We start from the raw sequence: 16,056 nt of genomic DNA, 5'->3' as shown, positions 1-16,056 counted from the left end.
CAGCAGAAGTTAGGTTAGCCTTGCCTATCAAAATCGCACAAGGTTAGCCTTACCTAAGTTCTCGGCTCGAATCCCGACAGAGCCGCACTTTTCCCCTGTCGGACTTCTTCATCCAAGGGAGCCCACTGCCTTGTCCCCCGGTCTGCGCACTGACGACAAGCCCACGGAACGGGCGGTCGAGGCCGCCCGCGCACCGCTCGACCTGATGACCCGGCTGGCCGGGTCCGGACTCTTCACCGACCACGTCGTCTACGAGCGGCCCGGCCGCTGGACGTTCGCCGGCGGCGTCCTCGGCGAGGTCGTCCTCGACGCCGGCGCCGTGCACGTCCGCTGGCCGGACCGCGAGCCGGCGGCCGTTTCCTACGCCGGCCGGCCCGCCGACGCGCTGCGCGACGCGTTCGCCGCCGCGCCGCTCCCGGCCTGGAACGCCTACGGCTGGATCGCGTTCGAGTTCGCCTCCGCCCGGCCGTCCGGACGGCTCGCGCACTTCGTCGTCCCGCGCGTCGAGGTCGACGTGGAGGACGGCCGCGCCCGCGTGACCGGCGTCGACCCGCGCGACGTCGAACGCGTCGCGGACCTGTTGACGGCCGACGCCCCGCCGCGCGCCGCGCAGCCCTCGCCGGTCGACGTGCGGCAGGGCGGCGACGCCTACCGGGCGCGCGTTGCGCAGGCCGTCGGCGACATCGCGGCGGGCCGCTACCAGAAGGTCATCGTGTCCCGGCGGCTGGACGTCCCGTACCCGGTGGACGTCGTCGCGACCTACGCGCGGGGGCGGGCCGCGAACACCCCGGCGCGCTCGTTCCTGCTGGACCTCGGCGGGTTCCAGGCGACCGGGTTCAGCCCCGAGGTCCTCGCCAGCGTGGACGGCGACGGGCGCGTCATGACGCAGCCGCTCGCCGGCACCCGCGCGTTCGGGTTCGGCGGCGACGCCGACGCGCGGACCCGCCGGGAGCTGGAGACCGACCCGAAGGAGATCTTCGAGCACGCCGTGTCGGTCCGCACGTCGCAGGAGGAGCTGTACCGGGTGTGCGATCCGGACTCCGTGCACGTCACCGGGTTCATGACGGTGAAGGAGCGCGGCAGCGTGCAGCATCTCGGTTCCAGCGTCGGCGGCGTCCTCGCGCCCGGCCGCACCTGCTGGGACGCGCTGGACGCGCTGTTCCCCGGCGTGACGGCCTCCGGCATCCCGAAGGCCGACGCGATCGAGGCGATCGGCGGGCTGGAGGAGCGGCGCGGCCTGTACGCGGGCGCCGTCGTCGCCGTGTCGCACACCGGCGCGCTCGACTCGGCGCTCGTCCTGCGCGCGCTCTACAACCAGGACGGGCGGGCCTGGCTGCGCGCCGGCGCCGGCATCGTCAGCGGCTCGACGCCCGAGCGCGAGTACGAGGAGACCTGCGAGAAGCTGTCCAGCATCTCCCCGTACGTCGTCCCGCTCGCCTGAACGATCCGCATACGGCGCGCCGCCCTCCCGGAGGGCGGCGCGCCTTTTTCTAGTGCAGGCGGGCGGCGAGGGCCTTCTTGCTGACCTTGCCGACCGGGGTGCGGGGGAAGGCGTCGGCGGTCTCCAGCCGGTCGGGGAACTTGTAGGCGGCGAGGCCCCGGTCGCGCAGGAAGTCCTTGACGTCGCGCAGCGTCGGCGGCGCGTCCTTCGCGGCGTCGCGGAGGATGAGGAACGCGCAGGTCCGCTCCCCCATCATCGGGTCGGGGACGCCGACGACGGCGGCGTCGTGGACCGCCGGGTGAGCGAGCAGGTGGTCCTCCAGCTCCTCCGCGGACACCTTGTCGCCGCCCCGGTTGATCTGGTCCTTCTCGCGGCCCTCCACGATCAGGTGCCCGGACGGCAGCTCGCGGACGAGGTCGCCGGTGCGGTAGTAGCCGTCCGGCGTGAACGCGCGGACGTTGTGCGCGGGCGCCCGGTAGTAGCCGCGCAGCGTGTACGGGCCGCGGGTGAGCAGCTCGCCGACCTCGCCGGGCGCGACCGTCCTGCCGTCGCCGTCCACGACCCGGATCTCGTCGGCCGGGGACAGCGGACGGCCTTGCGTCCGCTCGACCAGGTCGGGCGGGTCGTCGAGCCGGGTGAAGTTGAGCAGGCCCTCCGCCATCCCGAACACCTGCTGGACGCGGCAGCCGAGCACGCCCGGCACCTCGGCGGCGCGTTCGGCGGCGAGCTTCGCGCCGCCGACCTGCAACAGGTCGAGGGAGGACAGGTCGTCCTCGGACCAGGTCGCCGCGTCCAGCCACAGCAGCGCGATCGGCGGGACGGCCGCGCAGGCGGTGACGCGCTCGCGCTCGATGAGCGGGAACGCCTCGTCCGGCGACCCGGACGGCGCCAGCACCACCGTCCCGCCGGTCGCGAACACGCCGAGCAGGCCGGGGCAGGCGAGCGCGAAGTTGTGCGCGGCGGGCAGCACCACCAGGTAGACGGTGTCGCTGGTGAAGCCGCACAGTTCGGCGCTGGCCTCCAGGTTGTAGACGTAGTCGCGGTGCGTCCGGGGGATCAGCTTCGGCAGCCCGGTCGTGCCGCCCGACAGCAGGAGGACGCCGACGTCGGCGGGATCGGGACGCGAGTACTCGGCAGGGTCGGCGTCCAGGTCGGCGAGGGCGGTGAACTCTTGGGCGTCGCCGTCCACGACGACGTGCTCGACGGGCAGCGTCCGGGCCATCGCGCGGTAGTCGAAGCCGGCGTCCGTCTCGCCGCACACGTAGGCGCGTGCCTCGGCCAGCTCGCACAGGTACCGGATCTCGCTCTCGCGGTGCGCGGGCAGCGCGAGGACGGGCGCCGCGCCGATCCGCACGAGCGCCAGGAACGCGACGACGAAGCCGGTGGTGTTGGGCAGCTGGACGACGACGCGGTCGCCGCGGCGGACGCCCAGCCGGACGAAACCGGCGGCGGTCCGTTCGGCGCGGCGGTCGAGGTCGGCGTAGGTGAGGCGGTCGTCGCCGGCGACGAGCGCGATGCGGTCCGGGTCGCCGCGCAGGACGTCGCCGAGAAGCCGGTCCTTCCAGTAGCCCTCCGCCTTGTAGCGCGCTTCGAGCTCGGCGGGCCAGGGGGTGAAGCCGTCCAGGGCGGCCCGGGTGGTGTCCGGCATCGCTCAGCGTCCGGCGAGCTGGGCGGGGGCGCCGGGGACGGGCTCGGCCGGGTCGGAGCCGAGCGCCACGATCCGGTTGGCGGCGTCGACGTGCACGACGCGCGGCTCGTGGGCGGCCACCTCGGCGTCGTCGAGGGCGGCGTAGGTGATGATGATGACCAGGTCGCCGGGCTGGACGAGGCGCGCCGCCGCGCCGTTCACGCCGATGACCCCGCTGCCGGCTTCGCCGGTGATGGCGTAGGTGACCAGCCGCGCGCCGTTGTCGATGTCGACGAGGTGGACCTGCTCGCCCTCGGCGATGCCGGCCGCCTCCATCAGGTCGGCGTCGATCGTCAGCGATCCCACGTAGTGCAGGTCGGCCTGGGTGACGGTCGCTCGGTGGATCTTTCCGTTCATCAGCGTGCGCTGCACCGGGAGGGCCCCTTCTCTCACGATCAACTAAGGATAGGCTTACCTTAGCTACTCCCCCGTTCGAGGAGAACCCCCGACGATGCTCCGGCGCCTCGCCCTGGACATCGGCCCGCTGCGCGACAGCCGGCCGTTCCGCAACGTGTTCATCGCCCGCACCGTCTCGGTCTTCGGGATCGGCATGCTGGCCGTCGCCGTCCCCGTGCAGGTCTACGCCCTGACCGGGTCGACCGTGCAGGTCGGCGCCGTCTCCGCCGCCGAGGGCTTCGCGCTGCTCGCCGGGTTCCTGTGGGGCGGCGTGCTCGCCGACCGGCAGGACCGGCGGCGGCTGATGCTGCGCGCCCGCACCGCCTCCGGCATCGCGTTCGCGCTGCTCGCGCTCAACGCGTTCCTGCCGTCCCCGTCGTCCGCCGCGCTGTACGTCCTCGCCGCCTGGGACGGGCTCGCCACCGGCGTCGCCGTCACCGCGCTGCTCGCCGCGACGCCCGCGCTCGTCGGGCCGGACAAGCTCGTCGCGGCGGGCGCGCTGAACGCGCTCACCGTCCGGCTGGGGTCGATGCTGTCGCCCGCGCTCGGCGGCCTGGTCGTGTCGGCGTTCGGCGTCGGCTGGAACTACGCGGCGGCCGCCGCCGGCACCCTCGGCACGCTCGGCCTGCTGACCTCGCTCCCGAAACTCGAACCCGCAGGCCGCGACGAGGCCGAGAGCCATCCGCTGAAGTCGATCGCCGGCGGGCTGCGGTTCGTCGCGTCGCACCGCGTCGTCGGGTCGCTGATGCTGCTCGGCCTGCTGTTCATGGTCGCGGGCGGCATCCCGGTGCTGATGCCGGCGTTCGCCGAGCACGGCCTCGGCGGCGGTCCCACCACGGTCGGGCTGCTGTACGCGGCGCCGGCCTGCGGCGCCGTGCTCGCGTCGGTCACCAGCGGCTGGGCGGGGTCGGTGCGCGTCCCGGGTCTCGCGCTGCTCGCGGCGTCGGTCGCCGGGTTCGTCCTGCTGGCCTGCACCGGCCTGGCCCGGCATCCGGCGCTCGCCGTCGCGATCCTGTTCGGATACGGCTTCGCCGCGTCCGTCGAGGAGATCCTGCGGTACGGGCTCATCCAGTCGCACACCCCCGACTCGCATCTCGGCCGCGTCAACTCCCTGTGGGCGGCGCAGGAGACCGGCGGCACCGCCATCGGGTCGCTCGGCGCCGGCGCCCTCGGCCGCTACCTGGCCCCGGGCTCGGCGATCGTCGTCTACGGCACGGTCAGCGCCGTCCTCGCCCTCGTCCTCGCCCTCACCCTGACCACCCTCCGCACCGCCACCCTCCGCCCGGAACCCGACCGTTGACTTGCGGCGTGTCGTCCTTAAAACGGGCCGCATAAGGACGACACGCCGCAAGTGAACGGGGTTCGGTCAGCCGGCGAAATGCGCGGCGACCTCGTCGTCGGTCATCGCTTCGACCTCCAGCCAGATCGCGGCGACGGCCTCCAGGCGGCCGGGGGCGTCCTCCAGCTCGGTGAAGCGGCGGGCGATGCGGGCGATGGTCCGCTCGGCGAACAGGACCCGGACCGGCAGCGCGGAGGTGTCCAGCGCCTCGCGCAGCCGCGCGACCACGGTCGTCGCGAGGACGGAGTCGCCGCCGAGGGCGAAGAAGTCGGCGTCCGCGCCGACGCGCTCCCTCCCCAGCACCTCGGCGGCGATCCGGGCCAGCACCCTTTCCAGGGACGTCGCGGGTTCGGCGTAAGGGACGGCGTCCTCACCCGCCTCGGCGGCGGCGAGCGCGGCGAGCGCCTTGCGGTCGACCTTGCCGTTGGCGGTGAGCGGCAGTTCGGCGAGCGGGACGAGCAGTTCCGGGACCATGTGCGGCGGCAGCAGGTCGCGGGCCCGGGCCAGCACCGCGTCGGCCGGGACGCCGGCGGGGGTGACCGCGGCGCACAGTCGGTGCCCGGCGACGAGCGCGACGGCGCGCTCCACGGCGGGGTGGTCGCGCAGCGCGGCCTCGACCTCGCCGAGCTCGATGCGGAAGCCGCGGACCTTCACCTGGTGGTCGCGGCGGCCGAGGAACTCCAGCACGCCGCCGGTGCGGTAGCGGGCGAGGTCGCCGGTCCGGTACCAGCGGACGCCGTCGCGCACGACGAACCGGTCCGCGGTGCGCTCCGGGTCGCCGGTGTAGCCGTCGGCGACGCCGGCACCGCCGATCCACAGCTCGCCCGCGACCCAGTCGGGGCGGTCGCGGCCCAGGTCGTCGACGACCCGGCAGGCGACGCCGCCGAGCGGCACCCCGTACGGGACGGCGCGCCAGTCCGCCGGGACCTCGCCCGCGACCTCCTGAACCGTGGAGTGGATCGCGGTCTCGGTGGTGCCGCCGAGCGCGACGAACCGGGCGCCCGGCGCGCGCTCGGCAAGCAGCCCGGGCAGGTGCGTGCCGACCCAGTCGCCGCCGAGCAGCACCAGCCGCAGCGACGGAACGGGCCCGGACCGCAGCAGCATCTCCAGGACGGACGGGACGCTGTTCAGCACCGTCACCGACCACCGGGCGGCGAGGGCGTTCCAGCGTGCGGCGTCGCGCCGCTCGTCCTCGTCCGGGATCACGACGGCGCCGCCCGCCGTCCACGGGGCGAACAGGTCGAACACCGACAGGTCGAAGTCGAGCGCGGACACGGCGAGGGTACGGTCGCCCGGGCCGATGCAGAAGCGTCCGACGAGGTCGGCGATGGTGTTCATCGCGGCGCCGTGCGACACCTCGACGCCCTTCGGCTCGCCCGTCGATCCCGAGGTGAACAGCACGTAGGCGACCTGCTCGGGACGGACCGCGACGGGCTCGGCCAGCGGCTCGGCGGCGGGCGCGAACCCGGGCGTGACGGACGCGGCGACGTCGGCGCTCGCGCGGATCCTCTCGCGGCGCGCGGCCGGCTGCTCCGGGCCGATCGGCACGTAGGCGGCGCCCGCCGCGAGAACGCCGAGCGCGGCGGCGGCCTGCCCCGGTCCCTTGGGAAGCTCGATGGACACCCGGTCTCCGGATCGGACACCCTGCGCGACCAGGGCGGACGCGATGCGCAGCGCCCTGTCGGCCAGTTCGCCGTAGGTGAGCGTGCCGTCGTCGCCCCAGTGCAGCGCGGGGGCGCCCGGGGTGCGGCGGGCGTGCTCGAAGAACCCCTTCGTCAGGGTCGAGGGCGGCGGGGCGTCGGTGCCGTTGAGGCTGTTCCGGACGCGCAGCTGCTCCGGCGTCGCGCCGATGCCGAGCGGCTCGTCCCAGCCGGCGCCGTCCGCGCCGAGCCGGGCGATCGCGGCGGCGTAGGCGGCGAACATCGCCTCGGCGACACCGTCCGGGAACGCGGGCCGGCGCACGTCCCAGTTCAGCAGCAGCCCGCCGGACACCTCGGTGACCTGCGCGTCCAGCAGCACCTGCGGGCCCTGCGAGATGATCCAGGCGGGCTCGCCGAACAGCTCGCGGACCGCGTCGCCGAACAGCTCGCCGAGGTTGAGCGCGCTGGTGTAGACGATCGGGGCGAGGACCTGCTCGCCGCGCAGCCGGGACAGGTCGCGCAGCACTTCGAGGCCGGAGTAGTCGCTGTGCGCGCCGGCGGTGTGCAGGTTCGCCTGGAGTGCGCGGGCCCGCGCGACGAACGGCAGGTCCTCGGAGAGGTCGGCCTCCAGCATGATCGAGCCGGTGAAGTCGCCGACGACCGAGTCCACGTCCGGGTGGACGGGCTCGCGGTGGAACAGCGGCAGGTTCAGCAGGAACCGCGGGGTCGCCGACCACGCGCCGATGACCTCGGCGAACACGGCGGCGAGCGCCATCGCGGGGGTGACGCCCTCGGCGTGCGCGCGGGCGATGAGCCGGGACTTCTCCTCCGGCGGCAGCCAGTGGTGCAGGCGCTCGACCTCGTCGCCGGGCTCGGGGACGACCGGCAGCTCGGGCGGGCCGGGCAGGTCGGCGAGCCGCTCCGCCCACCACCGCCGGTCCTGCTCGCGGGCGGCGGCGCGCGGGTCGTCGGCGAGGTAGCGGGCGTAGCCGTAGCGGATCGGGGCGAGGGTCTCGCCCTCGTAGAGCGCGGCGAGGTCGGCCAACATGACGCGGTAGCTCATCGCGTCGGCGGCCACCATGTCGACGTCGAGGTGGAGACGGGTGGTTCCGGCGGGCAGCAGGCTGAGACGGACGTCGAAGACGCGGCCGTCCTCGATGGGAAGCCGCTGCCGCGACATCTCGGCGCGGACCCGGTCCAACTCGGTGCCGGGGTCGGCGGCACCGCGCAGGTCGTGGACGGTCACGGCGGGCCCGGGGCGCTCGGGCAGGATCCGCTGCGTGCCGTCGTCGCCGACGGCGACGCGCAGCATCGGGTGCCGTTCGGCGAGCGCGCGGACGGCCGCCTCGAACCGGGACGGGTCGATGGCGCGGCCGTCCAGCTCGACGTAGAGGTGCGCGGCGACCGAGCCGAGCGACTGGGCGGAGTCGCGGCCGATCCAGTAGGCGTGCTGCATGAGGGCGAGCGGGAACGGGCCGTCCGGGTCGCCCTCGTCCGGTTCCGGGGCGGGCTCCGGCGGGCGCGCCTCCATCTGGCCGCGCTCGGCGAGCAGGTCCCACCAGCCGGCGAGGGTGGGGCGCTCGGCCAGCTCGGCGAAGCGCACCTCGACGCCGCGGCGGCGCAGCCGCCCGGTCAGCTGCATGAGGCGGATCGAGTCCATCCCGAGCTCGATGAGATTGTCGCCGGGTCCTGCGTCCTCGCCCAGCACGTCGGTCAATGCGGCGTGCAGCTCTTCCCAGGTCAGCACGGAGCTCCCTTCAACTTAGGTAAGGCTAACCTAAATTGATCACGAGGCGCCGTCAATGCAGTCGTCCTCACGCCGCTGCGCGGCGCCCCGACGTGAGCAGCAGCCAGGCCAGGTACACACCGCCGAGCACGCCGGTGACCACGCCGACCGGCATCGCCACCGGCAGGTGCAGCGAGATGAGGTCGCTGCAGGCCAGCAGCGCGGCGCCGGCCAGCCCCGCGGGCAGCAGCTGCGCGCCGGGACGGCGGGTCAGCCGCCGCGCGAGCTGCGGCGCCGCGAGCGCGACGAACGGCACCGGCCCGGCCGCCGCGGTCGCCGCCGCGACGAGCCCGACGCCCGCCACCATGAGCAGCGCGCGCGTCCGCTGCACGGGCACGCCGAGCGCGCGCGCCGCGTCGTCGCCCATCTCCCCCATGCCGAGCGGGCGGGCGAGCAGCAGCACCGCCGGGACGAGCACCGCGAGCGCGATGGCGAGCGGCACGGCCTGCGCCCAGCCGCGCCCGTTCAGGCTCCCGGTCAGCCAGAACGCGGCCTCGTACGCCTCGCGCAGTTCCGCGCGGGTGATGAGGTAGGAGTTCGCCGCCTCCAGCATCGCGGCGGCGGCCACGCCGATCAGCACCAGCCGGACGCCGTGCACGCCGCCGCCCCGCCGGTAGGCGACCGCGTACACGCCCGCCGCGGTCAGGAACGCGCCCGCGACCGAGCTGACCGTGATCGCGACGGCGCCGCCGCCGAACACCAGGATCTGCAGCAGCGCACCGGTCGCCGACCCGGTGGTGAAGCCGATGAGGTCGGGGCTGCCGAGCGGGTTGCGGGACATGCTCTGGAAGACCGCCCCGCTCATGCCGAGCGCCAGCCCGGCGAGCAGGCCGGTGACGGCGCGGGGCAGCCGCAGCGTCCGGACGATGAAGTCGGTCGCCTGGTCGCCCTGCCCGATGAGCGAGCGCACCACGTCGGCGGGCGAGATCGGGAACTCGCCGGAGCCGACCACGAGGACGGCGGCGCCCGTCGCGACCAGCCCCACCAGGCCGCACACCAGCGCCGCGCGCGGCTCCCACCGCACCGACATCCCGCCGGCGCGTACCACCCTGCTCATAGCTCACGCGTCCTTCCACGCCGGACGATCACCATGAACAGCGGCGCGCCGAGGAACGCGGTGACGATCCCGGTCTGCAGCTCGCCCGGCGTGGCGACGCGTCCGGCGATGTCGGCGGCGAGCAGCACGACGGGCGCGAGCAGCAGCGAGTACGGCAGCACCCAGCGCTGGTCGGGGCCGACGAACGCGCGGACCGCGTACGGGACGGCGAGGCCGAGGAAGGTGATGGGCCCGACGGCCGCGGTCGCCGCCCCGCACAGCAGCACGACCGCGAGGGCGCCGAGCGCCCGCGTCCGCGCCGGATGCGCGCCGAGTGCGCGGCCCGCCTCGTCGCCGAGGCCGAGGGCGTTCAGCGGACGGGCCAGCAGCAGCGCCAGCACCGTCCCGGCGGCGATGAACGGCAGCACCCGGACGAAGACCGCGGTGTCGCGTCCGGCGAGGGTGCCGACCTGCCAGAACCGGAAGCCGTTGAAGGCGCGCGGGCTGAGCAGCATCAGCCCGGCCGTCAGCGCGCTGAACACCGCGTTCACGGCGGCGCCGGCGAGCACCAGCCGCGCGGGCGACGTGCCGCCGCGCCCGCGCGCGCCGATCGCGTGCACGAGCACCGCCGCACCGGCGGCGCCGAGGAACGCCGCCCACACGTAGACCAGGACGTCGTCGGCGCGGAACGCCCCGATGACGATGACGACCGCGAGCGCGGCGCCGCCGTTCACGCCGAGCAGGCCGGGCTCGGCGAGCGGGTTGCGGGTGAGGGCCTGCATCACCGCGCCGGCCAGGCCGAGTGCGACGCCGACGCCGATCCCGAGGAGGGTGCGCGGGAGCCGCAGCTCGTGCACGATCAGCGCGTCCCGCGACCCGTCCGGCGCGAACACGGCCGGGGCGACCTTCCCGATCGGGACGTGCTCGGCGCCGACGGCCAGGCTCGCCGCGGCGGCCAGCAGCAGCAGGACGGCGAGGACGCCGAGCCCGGCCCAGCGGGCCGCCGGGCGCCGGGCGGGGGCCGCGGCGGCCGCCTTCGCCGGGGATGTGCGGGGGGTTCTCCGCGCGAGGGACAGCACGATTACTAAGGCTAGCCTAAGCTAACTCACCATCTCCACCCCTCCTCTCCGGACTTGCTCACCCTTCGGCCAATACAGGCGTATGGTATACATCTGTATTGGAGACTGAACGCTTGTACGGGAGGGATCGGAAGCGTGACGGAGACGGGCCCGGCACCCGAAGACCTGACGGCGCGCGCGCGGATCAGGGACGCCGCGCTGGAGATGTTCGCCGAGCGCGGGACGAAGGGCGCCACCTTCCGCGGCATCGCGGAGGCGGCCGGGGTGTCGGTCGGGCTCGTCCAGCACCATTTCGGCTCGAAGCAGGAACTGCGCGAGGCGTGCGACGCCTACGCGCTCGACACCATCCACCGGCTCAGCGCCGAGAAGATCGACGGGATCGGCGACCCGGGGTTCCTGGCGAAGGCGATGCGCATCGACCTGCCGGTGCGCCGCTACCTCGCGCGCGCGCTCGTCGACGGCTCCCCCGCCGCGGCCCGGGTGTTCGACGACCTCGTCGACACCACCGAGAACTACTTCGCCTCCGACCTGCCGTCCGGAGTGAACGCGCCCGCCACCACCGACGTGCACGCCTACTCCGCGGCGCTCGTCGCGATGTCGATCGGGATGGAGGTGCTGCACGAGCACCTGTCGCGGGTGCTGGGCGTCGACACCTTCACCCCCGAGGGCTCGCTGCGGCTGCGCCGCGCCCTGTTCGACGTCTTCGACGACCGCCTGCTGAGCCCGGAACTGGCGGCGCGCGCCCGCGCCGCCATGCAGGAGTACGAGAGCGGGGAATTCGGGCGCACCGCCCGCGCCGGGGACGGCGCTCCCACCGAGGAAGGCCCATGAAAGAAGGCAGGGATGACTGACGCCGTACAGGCCGAAGGCCTGGTCAAGACGTTCGGCCGGGCGCGCGCGCTCGACGGGCTGGACCTGCGCGTCGCGGCCGGCGAGGTGCACGGCTTCCTCGGCCCGAACGGCGCGGGGAAGTCCACCACCGTCCGCGTCCTGCTCGGGCTGATGCGCGCCGACGCGGGCACCGCACGGCTGCTCGGCGGGGACCCGTGGCGCGACGCCACCGCCCTGCACCGGCGCCTCGCCTACGTCCCCGGCGACGTCACGCTGTGGCCGAACCTGTCCGGCGGCGAGGTCATCGACCTGCTCGGGCGGCTGCGCGGCGGGCTGGACGAGCGCCGCCGCGCCGACCTCCTCGACCGCTTCGAACTCGACCCGAAGAAGCGGGGCCGCGCCTACTCCAAGGGCAACCGGCAGAAGGTCGCGCTCGTCGCCGCGTTCGCCTCCGACGCGGAGCTGCTCATCCTCGACGAGCCCACCTCCGGGCTGGACCCGCTCATGGAGGAGGCGTTCCAGGAGTGCGTGCGGGAGGAGCGGCGGGCCGGGCGGACGGTCCTGCTGTCGAGCCACATCCTCAGCGAGGTCGAGGCGCTCTGCGACCGCGTCACCATCATCCGCAAGGGCCGCACCGTGGAGACCGGCACGCTCGCCGAGCTGCGCCACCTGACCCGCACGTCGATCCGGGCGGAGCTCGCCGGGCCGCCCGACGGCGTCCCGCTGCCCGGCGCGCACGACGTCCGCATCGACGGCGACACCATCTCCTTCGAGGTCGAGACGGCCGAGCTGGACGCCGCGCTCCGGCAGCTCACCGAGATCGGCGTCCGCTCCCTCACCAGCCGGCCGCCCACGCTGGAGGAGCTGTTCCTGCGGCACTACGAGGACGACCACTCCGGGCGGGCCCTGCAGGAAGGCGGCGTGTCATGACCGCCGTGACCCTGCGGCCGGCGGCGCGCGCCGCGCGCGCGGGAGGCGGCCTCGCCGGCGCGGGCACGCTGCTGAAGATGTGGCTGCGCCGCGACCGCGTGATGATGCCGGCCTGGATCTACGTGCTGACCGCGCTGGTCGCGAGCACCGTGTACAGCTTCAAGAACGGGTACGACTCGCCCGCGTCGCTGGAGGGCTTCGCGCGCGGCATCGACCGGAACCCGTCCATGCGGGCCCTGTACGGACCGGTGCTGAACGACCACACCGCCGCGGGCGTGAGCGCGTGGCGCGTCGGTGCGACGGGCGCCGCGCTCACCGCCGTCATGTGCGTGCTGCTCGTCGTCCGGCACACGCGCGCCGAGGAGGAGACCGGACGGCTGGAGCTGGTCGGCGCCGCCGCCGTCGGACGCCGCGCGCCGCTGACCGCCGCGCTCGCCGCCGCCGTGACGGCCGCCGCGACCGCGGCGTCCCTGGCCGCCATCGTCATGATCGTGTTCGGGCTGCCGGCCGCCGGGTCGGTCGCGTTCGGGCTGTCCTGGTTCGGGACGGGCCTGGTGTTCGCCGGGGTCGCCGCCGTCACCGCGCAGCTCGCCGAGACGTCCCGGCTCGCCAACGGGCTGGCGTTCGCCGCGCTCGGCGCCGCGTACCTGCTCCGGGGTGTGGCGGACGCCGGCTCCGCGCACTGGGTGGCATGGCTGTCCCCGATCGGCTGGGCGCAGCGGGTGCGCCCGCACGCCGACGAGCAGTGGGCCGTCCTGCTGCTGCCCCTGCTGGCGTTCGCGGTCCTGGCCGCCGCCGCGTACGCGCTGGCCGGACGCCGCGACCTCGGCGCCGGGATCCTCGCCCCGTCGCCGGGGCCGGCGCGGGCCGCGCCGTCGCTGCGCGGCCCGCTCGCCCTGGCGTGGCGGCTGCAGCGCGGCACCCTGCTGGGCTGGACCACCGCGTTCCTGGTGTACGGGCTCGCCATCGGCGGCGTCGCGGACGGCGTCGGCGACCTCGTCAACGGCAGCGGCGCCGTCCTGGACGACATCCGGAAGATGGGCGGGCAGCACGACGTCGCCGACGCGTTCCTCGCCACCGCCATGGGCCTGATGGCCCTGTTCGCCTCCGCCTACGCGGTGCAGGGCGTGCTGCGGATGCGGGCGGAGGAGAGCGGCGGACGCCTCGAACCGGTGCTCGCCACCGCCGTCGGCCGGACCCGCTGGGCGCTCGCCGGCCTCGCCGTCACCATCGCGGGCACGGTCGTCCTGCTGGCGGTCACCGGCCTCGCGATCGGGCTGGTGCACGGCGCCCGCTCGCACGACCTGGCGGGCCAGATCCCCCGCCAGCTCGGCGCCGCGCTCGTCCAGCTGCCGGCGGTGTGGGTCCTCGCCGCCGTGACCGCGCTGATCTTCGGCGTGCTTCCCCGCGCGGCGTCCGCCGGGTGGGGCGTGCTGGCCGCGTGCCTGCTGCTCGGGCAGGTCGGCCCGCTGCTGAAGCTGCCGCAGGCGGCCATGGACGCCTCGCCGTTCACGCACACGCCGAAGCTGCCCGGCGGCGGGTTCGAGATCGCGCCGGTCGCCGGCCTGACCGCCGTCGCGATCGCCGTCGCCGCGGCGGCGCTGCTCGCCTTCCGGCGCCGCGACATCGGCTGAGCCGCGGTGCCGGGGGCGGCCCCGGCACCGCGGTCAGGAAGCGTCGTGGTCGGGGTGCGAGAGCAGCCAGGCCCAGATCTCGGCCGGGTCCTCGGCGGTGTGCCGGGCGCCGCAGTGGCAGATGCCGGTGAGCCGGTCCGAGCCCGGCGACCACTCGACGCGCAGGCGCCCGGCGCTCATCGCTCCGCCGTGAGCCGCTGGAGCATCCGGCGCGCGGCGAGGCCGCCGGTGTCGATGTTGATGGACAGCTCCTGGTAGCCCTCCGGCTCCGCGGCGATCACCTTCTCCAGCACGTCCAGCGCCTCGACGTCCTGCAGCACGACGGTGCGGTTGCTGTCGTGCAGGAACCGCGACACGCCCTCGTCGTCCAGCGCGAAGTCGCGGGCGACCCACCAGAAGTCGTGGGTGGTCGTGTCGGTCTCCGGGACGATCGCGTAGCCGACCTCCACGTGGAAGGCGCGCGAGTCGTCGCCGTCCGGGCCCGGCTCCACGCCGGTCGGCGCGATCCGGCTGTGCAGCAGGTAGAAGCACGGCGGGTGGAACTCGATGTCCTGCCACCGGTCGATGCGGCCCTCGATGCCGGTCGACTTGGAGTAGAACGGCGGGCACTCGACGTCCTTCATGCGGCGGCTGACGTAGACGACGCCGGCCTCCTCGTCCACCTCGGTGGTGATCGGGGTCTGCGCGACCTCGGGCGTGCCGATGTACCCGGCGTGCAGGTACGTCTCGTGGGACAGGTCGAGGAGGTTGTCGACGAGCAGCTCGTACCGCGCGGCGAGCGGCTCCATGCCGCGGACGGTCGTGTAGCCCGGCGAGTCCAGCCAGGGGGCGCGCGGGATCGCGGCGGCGTCGCCCGTCCCGTCGCCGATCCACACCCACAGCAGTGAGTCCTGCTCCACGAGCTGGTAGGCGGGGACGCGGGCGGTGCGCGGGATCCGGGTCTGCCCGGGCACCGCGACGCACGCCCCGTCGGGCGCGTAGGTGAAGCCGTGGTAGCCGCAGACGATCCGGTCCCCGTCGCGGTTGCTCTTGGACAGCGGGAAGCGCCGGTGCACGCAGCGGTCGGCGAGCGCGACGGCCTCCCCCGCACCCGTCCGGTACATGACGAGCGGCTCGCCGCAGATGGTCCGGGCGAGCAGACCGTCGCCCACCTCCTCGCTGTAGGCGGCGACGTACCACTGGTTGCGCGCGACGACCATGGGCTGCTCCTCGGGGTGAAGGACCGTGCGATCGACACGACCCTTCCCGCCGCCCGCGCGGCCGGGCCACACCGATTCCGCCCAACGGAAGAACCCGGCGGCGCCCGCACCGCCGGCGTTCAGACCTCCCGCATCGCCGACTCCGGGGGCCGCACCGCGCGCGGCGCACCGAGGGCGCGGGAGATGCCGCGGGCGCCTGCCCGCACGACGGGGACGAGCGAGCGCGCCTCCCAGCCGGACGCCGGGACGACGACCGCGACGGCCGCCACCACCGTGTCGTCCGGGCCGAACACCGGCGCGCCGACCGACAGCGCGAACGTCTCCACCTGCCCGTCGCTGATCGCCGCCCCGGTGCGGCGGACCTCGGCCAGCACGCGCCTCAGCTCGGCGCCGGTCGCGATGGTCTGCGGCGTGAAGCGGCGCAGCGGCCCGGCGATCGCCCGCTCCTGCACGTCCCGGCCGGTGTGCGCGAGCATGGCCAGCCCGACGCCGGTCGCGTGCGCCGGCCAGCGGCCGCCGACACGGGAGAACACGTGCACGGCGTCGCGGGCGGAGATCCGCTCGATGTAGACGACGTCCAGGCCGTCCAGAACCGCGAGGTGGATGTTCTCGTGGGTGGCCTCGTACAGGTCCTCCAGGAACGGCATCGCCGCCTCGCGCAGTGCCGGGCCCCTCGCGAGCGCGCCGACCTCCCATAGCCGCAGCCCGATCCGGTAGAGGCCTTCGGCGTCGCGTTCGAGGGCGCCCCAGCAGGCCAGCTCGCCGGCGAGCCGGTGCGCGGTGGACAGCGGCAGGCCGGCACGGCGGGCGATCTGGGTGATGCTCAGCGCGGGGCGCTCCGGCGTGAACGCGCCGAGGATGCCGAGGACCCGGCTCGTCACGGTGGGGCGCCGCCCGGCCTCGGCCGTCCGGGCGGGCTCGGCGGGCCCGGCGGTCACGGGGCTCCGCCCCGCGCGGGCCGGGGACCGCGTCCTGGTGTGCGCATGCGGGGGTCCTCTCGGGCGTCAGGCTCGAAGTTAGGCGTATGCTTCACAGCGGTCAAGCATGTGCCGAACATC

General features: G+C 74.9%; 13 protein-coding genes. 5 read left to right on the top strand and 8 right to left on the bottom strand.

The window, feature by feature from the left end:
* Positions 1–130: 130 nt before the first annotated feature.
* The gene (locus J4709_RS26145) at positions 131–1,441 is read left to right on the top strand and encodes a salicylate synthase (protein WP_232384077.1); all 1,311 of its coding nucleotides are present in this window, start codon (positions 131–133) and stop codon (positions 1,439–1,441) included.
* Positions 1,442–1,490: 49 nt separating this feature from the next.
* Here the strand turns inward: J4709_RS26145 and J4709_RS26140 are convergent, their stop codons facing one another.
* Both J4709_RS26140 and panD read right to left on the bottom strand, forming a co-directional pair.
* Complete coding sequence (locus J4709_RS26140; protein WP_208244437.1) at positions 1,491–3,089, bottom strand: (2,3-dihydroxybenzoyl)adenylate synthase; 1,599 nt, start codon at positions 3,087–3,089, stop codon at positions 1,491–1,493.
* Between the two features lie 3 nt (positions 3,090–3,092).
* Positions 3,093–3,500 carry an aspartate 1-decarboxylase gene (panD, locus tag J4709_RS26135; protein ID WP_208244436.1) on the bottom strand — a complete coding sequence of 136 codons (408 nt, stop codon included), beginning with the start codon at positions 3,498–3,500 and terminating at the stop codon, positions 3,093–3,095.
* A 79-nt stretch (positions 3,501–3,579) separates the two neighbouring features.
* Here panD and entS point away from each other — a divergent pair, with 79 nt between their 5' ends.
* The gene (entS, locus tag J4709_RS26130) at positions 3,580–4,824 is read left to right on the top strand and encodes an enterobactin transporter EntS (RefSeq protein WP_208244435.1); all 1,245 of its coding nucleotides are present in this window, start codon (positions 3,580–3,582) and stop codon (positions 4,822–4,824) included.
* Between the two features lie 66 nt (positions 4,825–4,890).
* On the opposite strand, the gene J4709_RS26125 is transcribed toward entS, so the two are convergent.
* The 3 genes from J4709_RS26125 to J4709_RS26115 form a co-directional block, all read right to left on the bottom strand.
* Positions 4,891–8,250 (bottom strand): non-ribosomal peptide synthetase, encoded by a 3,360-nt coding sequence (locus tag J4709_RS26125; protein WP_208244434.1) that lies wholly within the window; start codon positions 8,248–8,250, stop codon positions 4,891–4,893.
* Positions 8,251–8,317: 67 nt separating this feature from the next.
* Positions 8,318–9,346, bottom strand: coding sequence for a FecCD family ABC transporter permease (locus J4709_RS26120; protein ID WP_208244433.1), 1,029 nt, complete (start codon positions 9,344–9,346; stop codon positions 8,318–8,320).
* Entirely contained in the window at positions 9,343–10,404 is a 1,062-nt protein-coding gene (locus J4709_RS26115) for a FecCD family ABC transporter permease (RefSeq protein ID WP_307801564.1), read from the bottom strand. Before J4709_RS26115 ends, J4709_RS26120 begins: the two co-directional genes overlap by 4 nt.
* Before the next feature lie 135 nt (positions 10,405–10,539).
* Here J4709_RS26115 and J4709_RS26110 point away from each other — a divergent pair, with 135 nt between their 5' ends.
* Genes J4709_RS26110 through J4709_RS26100 form a run of 3 tightly spaced genes read left to right on the top strand, consistent with a single transcriptional unit; the run spans position 10,540 to position 13,799 of the window.
* The gene (locus J4709_RS26110; protein WP_307801563.1) at positions 10,540–11,235 is read left to right on the top strand and encodes a TetR/AcrR family transcriptional regulator; all 696 of its coding nucleotides are present in this window, start codon (positions 10,540–10,542) and stop codon (positions 11,233–11,235) included.
* A gap of 12 nt (positions 11,236–11,247) precedes the next feature.
* Positions 11,248–12,165 (top strand): ABC transporter ATP-binding protein, encoded by a 918-nt coding sequence (locus tag J4709_RS26105; RefSeq protein WP_208244432.1) that lies wholly within the window; start codon positions 11,248–11,250, stop codon positions 12,163–12,165.
* Positions 12,162–13,799 carry an ABC transporter permease gene (locus J4709_RS26100; RefSeq protein ID WP_208244431.1) on the top strand — a complete coding sequence of 546 codons (1,638 nt, stop codon included), beginning with the start codon at positions 12,162–12,164 and terminating at the stop codon, positions 13,797–13,799. The genes J4709_RS26105 and J4709_RS26100 overlap by 4 nt, the downstream gene beginning before the upstream one ends.
* Before the next feature lie 33 nt (positions 13,800–13,832).
* On the opposite strand, the gene J4709_RS26095 is transcribed toward J4709_RS26100, so the two are convergent.
* The 3 genes from J4709_RS26095 to J4709_RS55745 form a co-directional block, all read right to left on the bottom strand.
* The gene (locus tag J4709_RS26095; RefSeq protein ID WP_173091707.1) at positions 13,833–13,979 is read right to left on the bottom strand and encodes a hypothetical protein; all 147 of its coding nucleotides are present in this window, start codon (positions 13,977–13,979) and stop codon (positions 13,833–13,835) included.
* Positions 13,976–14,998 carry a Rieske 2Fe-2S domain-containing protein gene (locus J4709_RS26090; protein WP_208244430.1) on the bottom strand — a complete coding sequence of 341 codons (1,023 nt, stop codon included), beginning with the start codon at positions 14,996–14,998 and terminating at the stop codon, positions 13,976–13,978. The genes J4709_RS26095 and J4709_RS26090 overlap by 4 nt, the downstream gene beginning before the upstream one ends.
* A 119-nt stretch (positions 14,999–15,117) precedes the next feature.
* The gene (locus J4709_RS55745; RefSeq protein ID WP_208244429.1) at positions 15,118–15,936 is read right to left on the bottom strand and encodes an IclR family transcriptional regulator; all 819 of its coding nucleotides are present in this window, start codon (positions 15,934–15,936) and stop codon (positions 15,118–15,120) included.
* Between the last annotated feature and the right edge of the window lie 120 nt (positions 15,937–16,056).

This window comes from Actinomadura violacea (assembly GCF_017573465.1).
Lineage (GTDB): Bacteria > Actinomycetota > Actinomycetes > Streptosporangiales > Streptosporangiaceae > Spirillospora > Spirillospora violacea.
Note: the sequence above shows the minus strand (reverse complement) of the source record. Positions and strands in the feature narration are given on the sequence as shown.